Source organism: Streptomyces sp. Da 82-17, assembly GCF_046098215.1.
In the GTDB taxonomy this organism is placed as follows: Bacteria; Actinomycetota; Actinomycetes; order Streptomycetales; family Streptomycetaceae; genus Streptomyces.
This window is the reverse complement of record NZ_JBJURH010000007.1, coordinates 255,594-271,733: the sequence shown is the minus strand read 5'-3', so window position 1 is coordinate 271,733 and position 16,140 is coordinate 255,594. Positions and strand designations below refer to the sequence as shown.

Annotated in this window: 14 protein-coding genes and 1 riboswitch; of the genes, 6 read left to right on the top strand and 8 right to left on the bottom strand. The window is 72.5% G+C overall.

Going from position 1 to position 16,140, the window contains the following annotated elements; genetic code table 11:
• Window positions 1-24 precede the first annotated feature (24 nt).
• Window positions 25-2,487 (bottom strand): DNA helicase PcrA, encoded by a 2,463-nt coding sequence (pcrA, locus tag ACIDOF_RS14950; RefSeq protein ID WP_409006316.1) that lies wholly within the window; start codon window positions 2,485-2,487, stop codon window positions 25-27.
• A gap of 251 nt (window positions 2,488-2,738) precedes the next feature.
• A riboswitch (cyclic di-AMP (ydaO/yuaA leader) is annotated at window positions 2,739-2,918 on the top strand.
• A gap of 6 nt (window positions 2,919-2,924) precedes the next feature.
• On the opposite strand from pcrA, the gene ACIDOF_RS14945 reads away from it, so the two are divergent.
• Window positions 2,925-4,109, top strand: a complete 1,185-nt coding sequence (locus tag ACIDOF_RS14945; protein WP_409006315.1) for an NlpC/P60 family protein — start codon at window positions 2,925-2,927, stop codon at window positions 4,107-4,109.
• A gap of 74 nt (window positions 4,110-4,183) precedes the next feature.
• Here the strand turns inward: ACIDOF_RS14945 and ACIDOF_RS14940 are convergent, their stop codons facing one another.
• Window positions 4,184-4,537, bottom strand: coding sequence for a hypothetical protein (locus ACIDOF_RS14940; RefSeq protein WP_409006314.1), 354 nt, complete (start codon window positions 4,535-4,537; stop codon window positions 4,184-4,186).
• A 324-nt stretch (window positions 4,538-4,861) separates the two neighbouring features.
• Here ACIDOF_RS14940 and ACIDOF_RS14935 point away from each other — a divergent pair, with 324 nt between their 5' ends.
• Entirely contained in the window at window positions 4,862-5,929 is a 1,068-nt protein-coding gene (locus tag ACIDOF_RS14935) for an NlpC/P60 family protein (protein WP_409006313.1), read from the top strand.
• Between the two features lie 39 nt (window positions 5,930-5,968).
• Here ACIDOF_RS14935 and ACIDOF_RS14930 read toward each other — a convergent pair whose 3' ends face one another.
• Window positions 5,969-6,547 (bottom strand): GNAT family N-acetyltransferase, encoded by a 579-nt coding sequence (locus ACIDOF_RS14930; protein ID WP_409006312.1) that lies wholly within the window; start codon window positions 6,545-6,547, stop codon window positions 5,969-5,971.
• 354 nt (window positions 6,548-6,901) lie between these two features.
• On the opposite strand from ACIDOF_RS14930, the gene ACIDOF_RS14925 reads away from it, so the two are divergent.
• Window positions 6,902-7,603: a hypothetical protein gene (locus ACIDOF_RS14925; protein ID WP_409006311.1), complete on the top strand. Its 702-nt coding sequence runs from the start codon at window positions 6,902-6,904 to the stop codon at window positions 7,601-7,603.
• Here the strand turns inward: ACIDOF_RS14925 and ACIDOF_RS14920 are convergent.
• Together ACIDOF_RS14920 and ACIDOF_RS14915 are read right to left on the bottom strand one after the other, a co-directional pair.
• Entirely contained in the window at window positions 7,600-8,310 is a 711-nt protein-coding gene (locus ACIDOF_RS14920) for a LuxR C-terminal-related transcriptional regulator (RefSeq protein WP_409006310.1), read from the bottom strand. The genes ACIDOF_RS14925 and ACIDOF_RS14920 overlap by 4 nt on opposite strands.
• Window positions 8,307-9,641 carry a PspC domain-containing protein gene (locus ACIDOF_RS14915; RefSeq protein WP_409006309.1) on the bottom strand — a complete coding sequence of 445 codons (1,335 nt, stop codon included), beginning with the start codon at window positions 9,639-9,641 and terminating at the stop codon, window positions 8,307-8,309. The genes ACIDOF_RS14920 and ACIDOF_RS14915 overlap by 4 nt, the downstream gene beginning before the upstream one ends.
• A gap of 162 nt (window positions 9,642-9,803) precedes the next feature.
• On the opposite strand from ACIDOF_RS14915, the gene ACIDOF_RS14910 reads away from it, so the two are divergent.
• On the top strand, window positions 9,804-11,138 hold the full coding sequence (locus ACIDOF_RS14910; RefSeq protein WP_409006308.1) for a PspC domain-containing protein: 1,335 nt from the start codon (window positions 9,804-9,806) through the stop codon (window positions 11,136-11,138).
• On the top strand, window positions 11,125-11,745 hold the full coding sequence (locus ACIDOF_RS14905; RefSeq protein ID WP_409006307.1) for a hypothetical protein: 621 nt from the start codon (window positions 11,125-11,127) through the stop codon (window positions 11,743-11,745). The genes ACIDOF_RS14910 and ACIDOF_RS14905 overlap by 14 nt, the downstream gene beginning before the upstream one ends.
• On the opposite strand, the gene ACIDOF_RS14900 is transcribed toward ACIDOF_RS14905, so the two are convergent.
• The 3 genes from ACIDOF_RS14900 to ACIDOF_RS14890 form a co-directional block, all read right to left on the bottom strand.
• Window positions 11,652-12,155, bottom strand: coding sequence for a DoxX family protein (locus tag ACIDOF_RS14900; protein ID WP_409006434.1), 504 nt, complete (start codon window positions 12,153-12,155; stop codon window positions 11,652-11,654). The two genes, ACIDOF_RS14905 and ACIDOF_RS14900, sit on opposite strands and share 94 nt — an antisense overlap.
• Window positions 12,156-12,271: 116 nt before the next feature.
• Entirely contained in the window at window positions 12,272-13,537 is a 1,266-nt protein-coding gene (locus ACIDOF_RS14895) for a hypothetical protein (RefSeq protein WP_409006306.1), read from the bottom strand.
• Between the two features lie 248 nt (window positions 13,538-13,785).
• On the bottom strand, window positions 13,786-14,571 hold the full coding sequence (locus ACIDOF_RS14890; protein WP_409006305.1) for a class II aldolase/adducin family protein: 786 nt from the start codon (window positions 14,569-14,571) through the stop codon (window positions 13,786-13,788).
• A gap of 172 nt (window positions 14,572-14,743) precedes the next feature.
• Between ACIDOF_RS14890 and ACIDOF_RS14885 the strand changes: the two genes are divergently transcribed.
• Window positions 14,744-16,120 (top strand): FG-GAP and VCBS repeat-containing protein, encoded by a 1,377-nt coding sequence (locus tag ACIDOF_RS14885; RefSeq protein ID WP_409006304.1) that lies wholly within the window; start codon window positions 14,744-14,746, stop codon window positions 16,118-16,120.
• Window positions 16,121-16,140 lie beyond the last annotated feature (20 nt).

Here is a 16,140-nt window from a genome sequence, read left to right as displayed (position 1 = left end):
GTCGGACCGGCCCCGTTCCGACCGTCAGAGCTTCTCGACCGGCGCGTATCTGAGCAGCAGCACCTTCGGCTTCGGGTCGCCGAAGTCGATCGTCGCGCGGGCCTTGTCCCCCGCGCCCTCCACGCCGACGACCGTGCCGAGGCCGAACTGGTCGTGCGTGACCCGGTCCCCCGCCGCGAGCGAGACCACCGGCTTGTCCCCGGACGTACGCCGCGTCGCGAAACCGGACGGGCCGCTGCGGGAACGGGAGGACGAGAGCGAGGAGACGACCCCGCCGGCCGGGCCGCGCGACGGCGGCGGCGCGGCAGGACCGGTGCGCTTCCAGTCGAGGTGCTGCTCCGGGATCTCCTCCAGGAAGCGGGACGGCGGGTTGTACGACGGCTGGCCCCAGGCCGAGCGCATCGTGGACCGCGTCAGGTAGAGGCGCTCGCGGGCGCGGGTGATGCCCACGTACGCGAGGCGGCGCTCCTCCTCCAGCTCCTTGACCTGGCCGAGCGCGCGCATGTGCGGGAAGACGCCGTCCTCCATGCCGGTCAGGAAGACCACCGGGAACTCGAGGCCCTTCGCGGTGTGCAGCGTCATCAGCGTGATGACGCCGGAGCCGTCCTCCTCCTCGTCCGGGATCTGGTCCGAGTCGGCGACGAGCGCGACCCGCTCCAGGAAGTCCGCGAGCGTGCCCTGCGCCTCGCCGTCCTCGTTCTCCTGCTCGAACTCCAGGGCCACGGCGGCGAGTTCCTGCAGGTTCTCGATGCGGGTCTCGTCCTGCGGGTCCGTCGAGGACTGCAACTCGGCGAGATATCCGGTGCGTTCGAGGACGGCCTCCAGGACCGTGGCCGGGCCGGCGCCGGACTCCACGATCGTACGGAGCTCCTCCATCAGCGTGTTGAAGCGGCGGACCGCGTTGGCGGAGCGGGCGGCCATGCCGTACGCCTCGTCGACGCGTTTCAGGGCCTGCGGGAAGCTGATCTTCTCGCGCAGCGACAGGGCGTCGATCATCGCCTCGGCGCGCTCGCCGATGCCGCGCTTGGGGACGTTGAGGATCCGCCGCAGCGGAACCGAGTCCTCCGGGTTGGCGAGGACGCGGAGGTAGGCCAGGACGTCCCTGACCTCCTTGCGCTCGTAGAAGCGGACGCCGCCGACGACCTTGTAGGGCAGGCCGACGCGGATGAAGATCTCCTCGAAGACACGGGACTGGGCGTTCGTGCGGTAGAACACCGCGACGTCTCCGGCCTTCGCCTCGCCCGCGTCGGTGAGGCGGTCGATCTCCTCGGCGACGAACTGCGCCTCGTCGTGCTCGGTGTCCGCGACATAGCCCGTGATGCGGGCGCCCTCACCGGCGTTGGTCCAGAGGTTCTTGGGGCGGCGGCTCTCGTTCCGCTCGATGACGGCGTTGGCGGCGGAGAGGATCGTCTGCGTGGAGCGGTAGTTCTGCTCCAGGAGGATCGTCGTCGCGTTCGGGTAGTCCTCCTCGAACTGGAGGATGTTGCGGATGGTGGCGCCGCGGAACGCGTAGATCGACTGGTCCGCGTCACCCACCACGCACAGCTCGGCGGGCTCGATCGCGGGGGCGCCGTCGGCCACCGGCTCGCCGTTCCCCACGAGTTCGCGCACCAGGGCGTACTGGGCGTGGTTGGTGTCCTGGTACTCGTCGACCATGACGTGGCGGAAGCGGCGGCGGTAGTGCTCGGCGACGTCCGGGAACGCCTGGAGCAGGTGGACCGTCGTCATGATCAGGTCGTCGAAGTCCAGGGCGTTCGCCTCGCGGAGGCGCTGCTGGTACATCGTGTACGCCTGCGCCAGGTTCTTCTCGAAGCCGTCGGCGGCCTGACCGGCGAAGGTCTCCTCGTCGATGAGCTCGTTCTTGAGGTTGGAGATCTTCGCGCTGAAGGACTTGGGCGGGAAGCGCTTCGGGTCCAGGTCGAGGTCGCGGCAGACCAGGGCCATCAGGCGCTTGGAGTCGGCGGCGTCGTAGATCGAGAACGAGGAAGTGAAGCCGAGGCGCTTGGACTCGCGGCGCAGGATCCGCACGCAGGCGCTGTGGAAGGTCATCACCCACATCGCGTTGGCCCGCGGGCCGACCAGGTCGGAGACGCGTTCCTTCATCTCGCCGGCGGCCTTGTTCGTGAACGTGATCGCGAGGATCTGGCCCGGGTGGACGTCCCGCTCCGCGAGGAGGTGGGCGATGCGGTGGGTGAGGACGCGGGTCTTGCCGGAGCCCGCACCCGCGACGATGAGCAGCGGGGTGCCGGAGTGCACGACGGCCGCGCGCTGGTTGTCGTTCAGCCCCTCCAGCAGGGTCGCCGGATCGACCGCGGGGCGGGGGGCGCCGTCGCGGTAGTACGCGTCCCTGGGCGGGGGCGCGTCGAAGCGGCCGCCGAAGAGGTCGTCCGGAATCTGCTCCGGCGCGGGCTCCTCGGGCGGCGGCGGGGGCCCGTCGTCCTTGGGCTGGAGGTCCGCCAGGAAGCTGTCGTCAAAGAGGCTGCTCATCGCCTACCGAGTCTAGGCGGACGCACTGACAGCCCGACCCCGGTTCCCCGAGCCCACCCCCGCCCTCCCCCGGGCCGCCCCTCTGCCGTACGGCGAACAGGCCCGGTCGAGCCGTGTTCACCCGCTCACACAGAGCGAAAGTCACGAAAATGTATCGGGCCTATCGGACACCAACCTTCACAGCTGGCACACGAGTTGGCTACTTTGCTGGCGGGCCGCACGTCCCCCCGCCGGCGAAAAACGCCGGGAGCGCGCGGCCTGCGCCGAGTCCGGTGCGCCCCACGCGGGCAGCCGGAGCCGGGGACCCACCTTCACATCCGGGGTGAATCGGTCCCGTACAAGAGCACAACGTACGAGACCGTAGGGCAGCCCTTCCGAACCATCCGCCCGAACCCGACAGCTAACCCGGTAGGCGGCCAACGGAAGGAGCGCCTCCTTTGGCGTCGCACCGCAAGCCGCGGTCCAGGCCGGGTCTGATACGGACGTCCCAGGCCGTCGGCATCACCACCGCCGCTCTCACCTCCGTCGCCCTGCTGTCGCAGACCGCGGGCGCCGCACCGGCCGAGCCGAAGCCGTCCCTCGAAGAGGTCCAGAAGAAGGTCGACGACCTGTACCGGCAGGCAGGCGTCGCCACGCAGAAGTACAACGCCGCCAAGGAGCGAACCGACCGGCAGCGCGGCGAGGTCGACGGGCTGCTCGACCAGGTCGCCGAGCGCACCGACAAGGTCAACGAGGCGCGGCGCGAGCTCGGTTCGCTCGCCGCGGCCCAGTACCGCCACGGCGGCACCTCGGAGACCGCGCATCTGCTCCTCGCCGACGACCCGCAGGAGATGTTCGACCAGCGGCAGCTGATGAACCGCCTCAGCGACCGGCAGAAGCGCGCCGTCGACGACTACGAGGCGCTGCAGCGCGAGGCCTCCGCCGAACGCGGCAAGGCCCAGAAGAGCCTGGAGACGCTGACCGAGTCGCAGGCCGACCTCCGGGAGAGCAAGCGGGCCGTGCAGGCCAAGCTCTCCGAGGCACGCGAACTGCTGTCGAAGCTGACCGCAGAGGAGAAGGCGCGGCTCGCCGCGATCGAGCGGGAGAAGGAGGCCGCGGCCAAGCGCAAGGCGGAGGAGCTCGCGCGGCAGCAGGCCGAGGAGGAGCGCAGGCGCCAGGCCGAGGAGGAGGCGCGGCAGGAGCAGGAGGAACAGGAGCAGGACTCCGGCTCGGGCTCCGACTCCGGCTCGGGCTCCGGTTCGGATTCTGGTTCCGGCACGGACACCTCGTACGCCGCCAAGGCGGAGAAGGTGATCGCCTTCGCGGAGGCGCAGATCGGCAAGCCGTACGTGTGGGGCGCGACCGGGCCCGACTCGTACGACTGCTCCGGGCTCACGCAGGACGCCTGGCAGGCGGCAGGGATCTCGCTGCCGCGCACCACCTGGGACCAGGTGAAGGTCGGCACGACCGTGAAGACGGCCGACGCACAACCCGGTGACCTGGTGTTCTTCTACGACGACATCAGCCACGTCGGGATCTACATCGGCGACGGCAAGATGATCCACGCCCCGAAGCCGGGGACGAACGTACGCGTCGAGTCGATCTACTACATGCCGATCCACAGCGTGGTGCGGCCGGCCTGAGCCGGTTCTGCCCGGTACGCGCAAGGGCCCGGACCGTTTTCCGGTCCGGGCCCTTGCGCGTGTGTGCGGAGCCGCTACGTCCAGAGCGTCGCGAGGAAGATGTTGACGGTGGTGAGCGCGCCCACCGTCACGAACATCCCCTTGTCCACCTTCTCCTCGTCGCGCTTCACGTAGACGAGGCCGAGGATCACGATCAGCAGGGCCAGCTTCACGCCGATCTTGATGTTGTTGACCGTCTGGTCGTCGGCCTGGTTGAGGCCGACCAGGGCCACACCGGTGACCAGCATCGTCAGCGCACCGTGCAGCATCGCGGGGGTGAACCGTGCCGTGCCCGCGCCCATCGCCTTCATCTGGGTCAGGAAGCCGCCGAGGAGGGAGGCGATGCCGATGATGTGCAGGGCGACGAACACGTTGATGAGTACGTCCATGGAGCGGAGCCTAGCCGGGCACATATCAGCACTCGGCAGGGAGGTCTCGGCGTACCGCGAAATCGGTCGCAGGAGCGTCAAAAACCGGCACCACGCGCGCGTGCGGCCGGTCAATTGCAGTCGGGCGGCACTCTCTGCGGCCAGTTGCGCACATTCCGTCATCGGCCCGTGACTCCGAGGTTTAGCGTCCTTGGCCAGGTGACCGGCACGCACCAACGCCGCCCCCGCCCCGTAGGGCGGCAGCCGGTCGCCCCCGCCGAGAAGTCCGGCGGCGGCCCGCTCCCCCTGTGCGGGTCGCCGCCGGACGCGTGAGGAAGTGGATCAGTGGCCGCGCAACCCAGGCAACGCAAGCACCGAAAACCCAAGCAGCGCTCGATCAGCGGCCATACGGCCCGCACCGCCGCCACCCTGGCCATCGCCGGAGCGGCCTCCGGTGCGGCGCTCCAGGGCACCGGGCACGCGGAGCCCCGGCTCACCGCGGCGCAGGTGAAGGCCAAGGTCGACAAGCTGTACCACGAGGCGGAGATCGCCACCGAGAAGTACAACGGCGTCAAGGAGCGGGCCGAGGCCGCCGAGGACCGCGTCGACGAGCTGCAGGACGAGGCCGCCCGCAGGACCGAACGCCTCAACTCCGCGCGTACCGCGCTCGGTTCGGCCGCAGCCCAGCAGTACCGCACCGGCGCGATCGCGCCCTCCCTGCAGCTCGCCCTCGCCTCCGACCCGGACGGCTACCTGGACCGGGTGATGCGCGCCGACCGCGCGGGTGCACGGCAGGCCGCCGACGTCCGGCGGGTCCAGGGTCAGCTGCGCGATCTGGACCGGCTGCGCGCCGAGGCCGACCGCGAGAGCGGCGAACTCTCCGCGCACCGGGCGAAGTTGCGCCAGCACAAGAAGGACATCAACGGAAAGCTGGCCTCCGCCAAGCGCCTCCTCGACCGGCTCACCGCCGACGAGCGCCGCCAGGTCACGGAAGGCCTGCACGGCGCCGACTCGGGCGCCCGCGCCTCCCGCGACCTGCCGCGCGGCCCCCTCAAGGCCCCCAACTCGCGTGTCGCGCAGGCCATTTCGTACGCGTACGAGGCGATCGGCAGCCCCTACGTGTGGGGCGCGTCCGGGCCGAACTCCTTCGACTGCTCCGGCCTCACCCAGGCCGCCTACCGTTCGGCGGGCGTCTCGCTGCCCCGGACGACGTACACGCAGATCAACGCCGGGCAGCGCGTCTCACGGTCCGAACTCGCCCCCGGTGACCTGGTGTTCTTCTACTCGGGCATCAGCCACGTCGGCCTCTATGTGGGCAACGGGCAGATGATCCACGCGCCCAACCCGAACGCTCCGGTGCGGCTCGCGCCGGTGGACTCGATGCCGTTCGCCGGGGCTACTCGGGTGGCTTGAGAGGGCTCGCACTCGCCGCGGCGGTGCCGCCCTTGTCGGCTACCGCTCGCCCGGCCTCAAGTCCCCCAGCGGGAGCCACATCTTCACGTCGTCGACCCGCTCGTCGCCCACCGCGATACCGCCCGGCAGGCGCCCCCACTCGCGGAACCCGAGGCGTGAGTACAGCTCGACGGCCGAGTGGTTGTCGCCGCGCACCCCGAGCGTGAGCAGTTCGAGGCCCATCGCGCGCGCGTGCTCCACCAACCCGGAGACCAGGCGCCGGCCGAGCCCGAAGCCGCGCGCCGCGGGGTGCGTCATCAACTGCCGGAGCTCACCGCTGTGCCGGTACGTCGACACGGCGCCGCGGCGCTGCCACAGGCCGCAGCCCGCCACCCGCCCGTCGACCGTGGCGACCGCGAACGCCGCGTCCCCCGCCCGCACATCGGCGAGCACCGCGCCCAGCCAGGCGTCCGTCTCGTCCCGCGGCGGCGGGGCGAGGTAGCCGATGGCGCCGCCGTCCGCGGTGACGTCCCCTATCAACCGGTGGATTCCGACCTGGAGTTGAGCCTCCTCCTCGGTCGGCCAGACAACGGCGAGCTGCGGGCGGGTCCTGGCGGGAGCGCCGGAGGAGATGTTCATGGTCAGCCATGCTAGGGGGCACGACGAACGTTGTCCGAAGCCGTCCACCGGGCCGAACCGGCGGTGGGTGCATGGGCGGTTCGGGGTTGGGCGTGCGGGGCGAGTGCGGGTTGCTCGGCAGCGGGTGTGTGGGCGGTTCGACGGTGGGCACGTGACCGGTTCGACAGTGGCCTTGCGGGCGGTTCGACGGTGGGAGCGCGGGCGGTTCGACGGTGGGCGTGCGGTCGGTTCGACGGTGGGCGTGCGGTCGGTTCGGCGGTGTCCACGGGTCCGGTCGGGCGTTGTCCACAGGCCCGTTTCCGCGTTGTCCACAGGCTCTGCGGATGCGAACGCCCGTGCGGTACGTTCACACCCATGGCCCGTCTGCCCCTGCCTCCGCCGCCCCCGCCGCCGCATCTGCGCGTGTGGCCGGACCGGGCCGCCCTGCTGCGGGATCGCGGTGCGGCGTTGGAGGCGTTGCGGCGCCGTCGCCTCGGCCTCGTCCAGCTCGGCCAGTTGTGGCTGATGGGTCTGCTGGCGCTGTGCGGCTGGTCGGGCGTCGCGGGCGCCGTGCAGCAGGCCTCGACGTCCGGGGGCTCCCCGCTCGACGTGCTGGTGGCCGGGTTCGTCGCGGTGATCGGCCTCGCCATCATCGCCCCGGCCGTGGTCGTCACCGTCATGTGGCACCGCAGACAGCGACGGATGCGTCAACTCCTGGACGCCTGGGCCGAGTTGGGCTCCGACCCGGCCGCCGACCAGCGGCTGCGCTCCCCTGCCCTGAGCCTGGCCTGGATGCTGTTGTCGTTCGTGCTGTGCGGGCTCGGCATCGCGAGCTCCTACGTCTCGGCCGCCACCGCAGCCGGGTCGGACGCGATGTTCCAGGTGTTCCTGGGCATGGGCGGCGGAGTGATCCTCTGGGTGACCGGACTCCTCGGCATACGCCAGGCGTTCGGCCACCGCCAGTGGGTCATCTCCCGCCTGGGGCGCGGGAGTTCGGCGAGACAGAGGCCGAGACCGACTCCGGCTCCGGCTCCGGCTCCGGCTCCGGCTCCGGCACCGTCGGCGCGGCCGCGCTAGACCAGCCGCCTCGCCGTGGCCCAGCGCGTCAGCTCGTGCCGGTTCGACAGCTGCAACTTCCGCAGCACGGCCGACACATGGGACTCGACGGTCTTCACGGAGATGAACAGCTGCTTCGCGATCTCCTTGTACGAGTACCCGCGGGCGATCAGGCGGAGCACCTCGCGCTCGCGCTGGGTGAGGCGGTCCAGGTCCTCGTCGACCGGCGGGGCGTCCGTCGACGCGAAGGCGTCGAGCACGAAGCCGGCCAGCCGCGGCGAGAACACCGCATCGCCCTCCTGCACACGGAAGATCGAGTTCACCAGCGCCGTGCCGGTGATCGTCTTCGTCACGTAGCCCCGCGCCCCGCCGCGGATCACGCCGATCACGTCCTCGGCCGCGTCCGACACGGACAGGGCCAGGAACCGCACCGGGTTCTCCGGGTCCGCCATGAGCGCCGCGCTGCGCCGCAGCACCTCGACACCGCCGCCGCCCGGCAGATGGACGTCGAGCAGCACGACCTCGGGCCGCGTCGCCTCGATGACCGTGACGGCCTGCTCCACGTCGGCCGCCTCGCCGACGACCTCGACGCCCGTGGTCTCCGTACGGCCGATCTCCGCCTGGACTCCGGCGCGGAACATCCGGTGGTCGTCGACGAGGACGACCCGGACCCGGCGTCCGGGCTCACGCTCCGGCTCGCCCTGCGTCTGTTCGGTCGCGTCACTCATGCCGTGGTCGCCCTCTCCATCTCCAACTCCACTTCCGTGCCCCCGCCGGGCACCGCGCGCAGCCGCGCCGTACCGCCGTTGCGCTGCATGCGGCCGATGATCGACTCGCGGACCCCCATACGGTCCGCGGGCACCGCGTCCAGGTCGAAGCCGGGGCCGCGGTCGCGCACCGAGACGAACACCGTGCGCCCCTCGACCTCCGCGAAGACCTGCACGGCGCCGCCCTCGCCACCGTACTTGGCGGCGTTGACCATGGCCTCGCGCGCGGCCTGGAGCTGGGCGGTGAGCTTGTCGTCGAGCTCGCAGTCCCCGACGACGACCACCTCGATCGGCACGCCGTGCTTGTCCTCGACCTCGGCGGCCGCCGTGCGCACCGCGTCGGCGAGGTTCTCCGGCTCGTCCGCGTCCTCCTTGCCGGTGCCCTCCGGCTTGTAGAGCCAGGTGCGCAGGTCACGCTCCTGGGCGCGGGCGAGCCTGCGGACCTCGCCCGGGCTCTCCGCGTTCCGCTGGATCAGGGTCAGGGTGTGCAGCACCGAGTCGTGCACGTGCGCGGCGACTTCGGCGCGCTCCTGCGCCCGGATGCGCATCAGCCGTTCCTCGGACAGGTCCTGGGTCATACGGACGAGGTACGGGCCGGCGAGCAGCGCTATCCCCACCAGGACGGCCAGCGCGGCCTGCAGCACCGCGCCGAGGTCCGACAGCGAGCCCTGCAGCACGAAGATGCCGGTGACTCCGGTGCCGACGAGGACGACTCCGGCCGCGGTGCGCGCCAGGTCGAGGGTGCGTCTGCGACGGCCGACCTCCATCCAGCGGGCCCTGCGGGCGTTGTCCGCCTGCCGCCAGACCAGGGCGACGCCCGCGGCCATGAGCAGGATCGGCCACAGATAGACCTTGCCGGGGCCGCTCACGTCGACGCTGCTCACGAAGATCATCGCGACGACGACCATCGCGAGCAGGGCGATCAACTGCCCCTTGTCGACCTTGCGTACGACCAGTCTGCGGCGGCCGTCCGGGCCGACCTCCGTGGTGACGGCGTGCTGCCGCTCGGCCGCGCCGACCGCGCCGCCGACCCCGCCGACCCCGAGGGGGACGAAGAACCAGAACGCGGCGTACAGCAGCGCCCCCAGGCCGTCGGCGAGGAACAGGCCGACGAACACGAGGCGCACCCACACGACGGGCAGCCCGAGATGGCCCGCGAGCCCGCGCGCGACACCGCCGAGCCAACGCCCCTCGCCGCTGCGGTAGAGCTTGCGCAGCGGCTGCGGGTCCTCGGTGGCGGGAGCGGCGGTCGGCATGTCTTCGATGGTCACACGGTGCGCGGTGGAAGACATCAGGGTCCGTCCCCGAGACGACCCTGATCTCCGACCCGGACGTACGCCCGGGGCTCGCGGCCTCCCGGTCACGCCCCCGAGAGGCTCTCGGGGTCGGATCTCAGGGACGGACCAGGGTCGTCCCGACTGCCGCGGGCCGTCCCGCCCCGGCACCATGGACGCATGAACGATCAGGACCTGGCCGGGACGCATCCCGCCGAGCCGAGCGAGCCGCGCGTACTCCGCCGTGAGCGGGCGCACCGCGTGCTCGGCGGCGTCTGCTCGGGTCTGGGAAGACACTGCGACCTGGACCCGGTGATCTTCCGCATCGGCCTCGCCGTGCTCGCGGTGACGGGCGGCCTCGGCCTGATCTTCTACGGCTTCGCCTGGCTGTTCCTGCCGGTCGACGGGGACGAGGAGACGGAGGGCCGCAAGCTGCTCACCGGCCGCGTCTCCGGCGCCGGGCTGTCCGCTCTGCTCTTCGCGCTCGTCGGCTGCGCCATCTTCCTGTCGATGCTGAACAACGCCGGGGTGCTGACCTTCGCCGCGATGCTCTCGCTGCTCCTGGCGGGCACGGCGTACTGGTCGCAGGCCCGCCGCGCCACCGACCCCGACCCGGTCACCGCCCAGGCGGTCGCCGACGCCCCGCCGGAGGCCCAGGCCCCGCCGATCGCCACGATCGCGTCGTGGTGGCGGGACCCCGTCGACAAGGACGGCAAGCGCGGAGACAGCCCGGGGTACAGATGGGGCCCGATCGACTACGTCTCGGGGGAACGCGACGGCGATCTGTTCCGGTCCGGTGCCCTGGGGCTCGACTGGCGGAGCAAGCACGGCCCGTGGGCGCCACCGCGGCCGCCCGAGCCCAAGCCGCGCGGGCCGCGCTGGATCGGCGGCTGGACGTTCCTGCTCGCCCTGGTCGCGGGAGCGCTCGGCACGGGTCTCACGTGGGACGGGAACGGCGGCGCCGGTTCGCTCGGCCTGAGCCTGCAGGCCGGCCTGGCGTGCGCGCTCGCCGTGTTCGGCCTGGGCATCGCGGTGAGCGCGTTCCTCGGGCGGACGGGCGCGGGCTCGATCGTCCTCGCGGTACTCACGGCGGGCCTGCTCGCGGTGGCGACGGTGCTGCCGGAGAACATCGGCACGACCTGGACGCGTACGGACTGGCGCCCGGCCGGCACGGCGCAGCTGCGGCCGCAGTACGAACTGGGCTCGGGCGTCGGCACGCTCGACCTCAGCGGACTCGAACTGCGCAAGGGCCAGTCCGTGTCGACGTCCGCGCAGGTCGGGGCGGGCCGTGCGGTCGTCCTCGTGCCGAAGGACGTGACGGTGCGGCTGCGGGCCGAAGTGGGCGTCGGCGACATCCGGTTGCCCGGCGAGGCGGCCGACGACGTGGACGTGGCGCCCGGCCAGGACCGCACGACCACGCTCAGACCGCCCGAGGGCACACCGGAGGCGGGCACGGTCGAGCTGAGACTCGAAGTCGGCGTGGGCCAGGCGGAGGTGAGACGTGAGACGACCTGACGAGGAGGACCGCCGACTCGACGGCCCGGACCCGCACGAGGAACAGCGAGGCCACGACGACGTGAACCCGCACGACGAACGGACAGGCCCCGACACGGCGGGCCGGCACGGCGAGCAGGCACGCCCCGACGAGGGACGCCCGCACGACGATCCGAGACCCCCCGCCGAAGTCACCCGGCCCGACGACCGGAGGCGCCTCGACGGCCCCGCCCCGCACGACGACCAGGGAGGCACGGACAGCCCCGCCCCGCACGACGACCAGAGAGGCACGGACAACGTCGACCCGTACGACGACGGCAGCCACGCCGACAGCCTCGACCAGCGAGCCCAGCCCCCGTCCCGCAAGCTGCTGCACGAGTTTCAGCCGGGCAGGTTCGTCGCCGGGATCGTCCTGCTAGCCGCGGGCGTGGCCTACGCGGGGGACGCGACCGGGGCGTGGCACGTCGCCTGGTTCGTGCTGATCCCGCTGGTGTGCGGCGGACTGTTCGTCGCGGCGGTCGTGGCCGCCGTGGCCTACGGGATGCGGCGTCGTCGCTCGCGCAGCAGGGCGTCCAGGGAGAACGTCGGGGCGCCCGCGAGGACGAGCGGCAGCCAGGCCATCAGGTAGGCGAGGTCGTTGCCGTAGTAGTACGGCTCGACGGCCCAGCTCACCGTCAGCCACAGGCTCAGCGAGATCAGCGCGCCGCCGAGTGCGGCGAGCCGGGTGAGGAGGCCGACCAACGTGCCGATGCCGACGGCGAGTTCGCCGATGCCGATGGCGTACCCGAAGCCGAGCGGGCTCTTCAGGGCGAGGTCCACGAGGGCCGGGATCGCCGACGAGTCGCGGACGCCTTCCATGGTCTCGGCGATGGAACCGGAGCCGGAGGCGGACATGAAGGTGGCGTCGGTGAGCTTGTCGAGACCGGCGTAGATGAAGGTGACGCCGAGGAAGATCCGCAGAGGGAGGAGAGCGTGCCGGGTGAGGGTCGCCTTCAGGCTGTTGCCGTCGGCTCGTGCGATGTACGGGTCGCTTCGCATGCCGTGCGCCATGGTGCCCGCCGCCTCTCGTTGATCCGCCAACAGTCCATACGTACGGCAGAAGGGCGCGTGTCACCAGTACCTGGAGCCGAACGGAGCGTTCCGGTGGGGCGACGTCAGTCGGTCACCTCGACGACGCAGCGGTTGCTCTCCACTCCGGCCGCGGTGATGACCTGCACTTCCACGCGGCCGGGCGGGATGTCCACGGGGACCGGAACGGTGAGTACCGAGTCGGTGGGATTGGTGAAGCCGCCCGGAACCGGAACGAGCGGGACGTGGACGTGCACCGGTCCCACGCGGACGACGACGCGGGCGAGCCGGTCCGGGGCGCCCGCGCCGGGCGGTACGAAACCGGCGCCGCGGATCTCGATGTCGTCGCCGGTGCGGACGGGCGCGTCCAGGTCGCCGGGCTCGCGGGCGCGCACCACGGACAGGATCACGGGCCGCCCGCCCTCGGTGAGCTTGCCCGCGAGGTACGTGCCGGCCGAGACGAGCACCAACAGGCCGAGCCCCCACGGCAGATCGGGAAGGCGGCCGGGCTCGCGGGCGAAACGCACGGCGGCGAAGGCGAGGGCGCCGGCGCTGACGAGGACGTAGCTCACGTCGGTGAAGCTGCCGCGGCCCGCGTCGTCGGTGACCAGGTCGGAGATGCGGGGCCGGTCGGCGGGCACCTTCTGGAGCCGCTGCGCCTGGACGCGTACGACGACGATGCGGCGCACCAGGACGGCGATGCCGGAGACGACGGCGACGACGGTCAACAGGCCGCTGCCCGCGCCGAGTTGGAGGCCTTCGAGCAGGGCGGAGCGTTCCCGGGCGGTGTCCGCGAGGGCGAGGCGGAGGGCGAGGACGAGGACGGTGAAGCCGGTCAGGAACAGCCAGGCGGCGGCGACGGCACGGGAGGTGGAGAGCCGGTTGTCCTCGCCGACGAGGGGCGCGAGAACCCCGCCGTGCGCCTGGTGGGCGCGGCCGACGACGAGCAGGGCGCCGCCGGTGAGGGCGGCGGCGAGGGCGCCGGCGGTGCGGGCGGCCGTCCAGCCGGAGCCGATGGCGGTGAGCGTCTGGGCGAGCAGGAACAGCGCGCAGGCGGCCCCGACCGCGATCAGGGTGCGCCGCCACATCTGCCGCAGCCAGGCCCGGCCCTCGGCGCGGCCGCGCTCGGCGACGACGGCCGCGGACTGGGTGAGGGCGTCGGAGGCCCACTGCCGGGAGGCGGCGGGCGAGTGGGCGAGGGCGGCGGGCAGCCCATCGCCGGAGGCCAACTTGTCGCGCTGGGCGAGGAATTCGGCGACGGCGCGTCGATGTCCGGTGCGCGCCCCATGCGGGCAGTCACCGCAGGCGCAGCCGCCGTCGTGCGCCCCCTTCTCCGTCACTTGCACTGCCACGTGCGCTCCCCATCACTCCAACGATCCTCTTGACCGCCAACACCCTTGAATCGATGGGGAATTGTGCCGCACCACGCAGGCCTCGGGGGCGCCTTGTCAGGTCAGAGGGGGTGAGAGACGCGGCGCGATGTTGACTCGATCTTCGCCGAGGCGAAAGACACCGACTGCCGATGAGCTGACACCCACCGCCGACCGCCCACCGCCGACCGACGACCGACGACCGCCGACCGACGACCGCCGACCGCCGACTACGACAGCAGATCCGGCTCGCCCCGGCTGATGTCCTGCCACAGCGGCTGGTAGTTGATCCACGCCACCAGATCCGTACCCAACTGTTCGCGCAGCGCGACCGCGTCCTTGTGGCCGATGAGGACGGGGCGGCCGGCGGCGCGCGCCTCCAGCTGGACCTGGCAGGACCGCTCCATGGAGATGAACCACCAGGCGGCCGCGTCGACCGAGTCGCCCACGGTGAGCAGCCCGTGGTTGCGCAGGACGGCCGCCTTGCGCCCGCCGAGGGCGGCGGCGATCCGGCGGCCCTCGTCCGCGTCGACGGCGGCGAGCGTGGCGGCGTCGTACAGCGCGTGGTCCTCGTAGAACGCGCAGGCCTCCTGCGTGATCGGGTCGAGGAGCTCGCCGAGCGCGGAGAGGGCGCGGCCGCGCAGGGAGTGGCAGTGGGCGACGGCGACGACGTCCGGCCGGGCCTCGTGCACCTGCGCGTGCACGGTGATCGCGGCCTGGTTGACGTGATGGCGGCCGTCGAGCACCTGGCCCGCGCCATCGACCAGGAGGAGGTCGCTGACGGTGATGTGCTTGAAGGGCATGCCGAAGGGGTTGACCCAGTAGCAGTCGGTGAACTCCGGGTCCCGGGCGGTGATATGACCCGATACGCCGTCCTCGTACCCGAAGCGGCCGAAGAGGCGCAGGGCGCCCGCGAGCCGTTCCTTGCGGTGCCTGCGCTCGTCCTCGACGGTCTCGTGCACGGGCGGCAGCGCGAACTGCAGCTGGTCGACGGGTATCGGCGTGGGCGCGGGCATGTCGTCCCTCCATTCCTGGTGTACGGGGCGGAAGTTACCGTCGGTCAACCGAAGTGACCAGGGGCGTCCTGTGAAAAGAGTGCGCAGCCACAGCTCGCCGGGACCGGGCGCACAACCGTGTGGCCCCCTCGGAGGTCTGCCTGGGCAGACCACACGTTCCACAGGAGGATCCGTGCGCCACCGCCCCCACACCCTGGCCGCCGGCTGTGCCCTGGCCGCCGCCCTGCTCACCGCGCCCCTCGCCCTCGCCGCCCCGGCCGCGGCCGCTCCCGCCGCTGCCGCCCCCATAGGCACCCAGCCGCGGGCGGACTTCGACGGCGACGGCCGCACCGACCTCGTCTCCGCCGCCCCGTCCGCCACGGTCGGGGGCCAGGAGCGCGCCGGGTACGTCTCGGTGGTGTACGGCGGGGGCCGCGACCAGACGCTCACCGCGGCCTCCCCGGCGGGCGGCGCGGCGTTCGGCGGGGCCACGGCCGCGCGGGACCTCGACGGCGACGGGCACACCGACCTGGCGGTCCAGGACCGCAGCAGCGTCGTCGTCCACTGGGGCTCGGCGCAGGGGCTCAGCGCACAGGGCACCCCGCTGCCCGCGACCGCCCGCGCCGGCGGATTCCCGCTCACCGAGGGCGACTTCGACGGAGACGGCCACGCCGACCTGGTCGCCCGCGACAGCGACCCGGACGCCGAATGGGGTCAACTGCGGATGCTGTACGGCCCGTTCGAGCGCGACGGCGCCCCGGCACGCACCGCCGGCCTGGCCACCGGCCGCACCTTCGAGCCCACCGGCATGGTCGCGGGCGACATCACCGGCGACGGCCGGGACGACCTGGTGACGACGCACGCCTTCGAGGAGATGTCGGAGTCGAGCCAGTTCTGGGCCGGCACCGCGAGCGGCCTCGCGACCACCGCCAAGTCCCTGCCCGACGCGGCCGCGGCCACCATCGGCGACGTCGACAAGGACGGCCGCGGCGACCTGGTGATCCGTACCGTGCCCGGCGGCGTGGTGGAGAACCTGCCGTACGACGCGGGCACGATCAAGGTCCTGTACGGCACCGCGTCCGGGCCCTCGACGACCCGCACCACGACCCTCACCCAGAACTCGGCGGGCGTGCCCGGCGCGAGCGAGGACGGCGACCAGTTCGGGTACGCGCTGGCCGCGGGCGACGCGAACGGTGACGGCTACGCGGACATCGCGGCCGGCGTGCCGTACGAGGACCTGGCGGGCGCGGCCGGCGGCGGGAAGGACGCGGGGTCCGTGGTGCTGCTCAAGGGCGGCGCCTCCGGCCTGACCGGCTCCGGCGCCAAGGCCTACCACCAGGACACGGCGGGCGTGCCCGGCGTCGCGGAGGCGGGCGACCGCTTCGGCGCCTCGGTCGCGCTGCCCGCGGGCCTCGGCCCGGTCGCGGGCGCCCCGGACGAGGACACGGCGGCGGGCCAGGGCTCGGGTGCGGTCTGGCTGCGCCTGGGGCTCTCCGGCACGTACGCGGTGAACCCGGGCGACATCGGGGCCCCGGCGCCGGGCGCGGCCTTCGGCACGTACCTGCGCTGAACCGCGGCGAGCGACAGCAC

Excerpts from the sequence above, each read along its gene's own strand:
- pcrA (WP_409006316.1), bottom strand. The coding sequence starts at position 2,487 with ATGAGCAGCCTCTTTGACGACAGCTTCCTGGCGGACCTCCAGCCCAAG.
- ACIDOF_RS14940 (WP_409006314.1), bottom strand. The coding sequence starts at position 4,537 with ATGGACGTACTCATCAACGTGTTCGTCGCCCTGCACATCATCGGCATC.
- ACIDOF_RS14930 (WP_409006312.1), bottom strand. The coding sequence starts at position 6,547 with ATGAACATCTCCTCCGGCGCTCCCGCCAGGACCCGCCCGCAGCTCGCC.
- ACIDOF_RS14925 (WP_409006311.1), top strand. The coding sequence starts at position 6,902 with ATGGCCCGTCTGCCCCTGCCTCCGCCGCCCCCGCCGCCGCATCTGCGC.
- ACIDOF_RS14920 (WP_409006310.1), bottom strand. The coding sequence starts at position 8,310 with ATGAGTGACGCGACCGAACAGACGCAGGGCGAGCCGGAGCGTGAGCCC.
- ACIDOF_RS14915 (WP_409006309.1), bottom strand. The coding sequence starts at position 9,641 with ATGTCTTCCACCGCGCACCGTGTGACCATCGAAGACATGCCGACCGCC.
- ACIDOF_RS14910 (WP_409006308.1), top strand. The coding sequence starts at position 9,804 with ATGAACGATCAGGACCTGGCCGGGACGCATCCCGCCGAGCCGAGCGAG.
- ACIDOF_RS14900 (WP_409006434.1), bottom strand. The coding sequence starts at position 12,155 with ATGCGAAGCGACCCGTACATCGCACGAGCCGACGGCAACAGCCTGAAG.
- ACIDOF_RS14890 (WP_409006305.1), bottom strand. The coding sequence starts at position 14,571 with ATGCCCGCGCCCACGCCGATACCCGTCGACCAGCTGCAGTTCGCGCTG.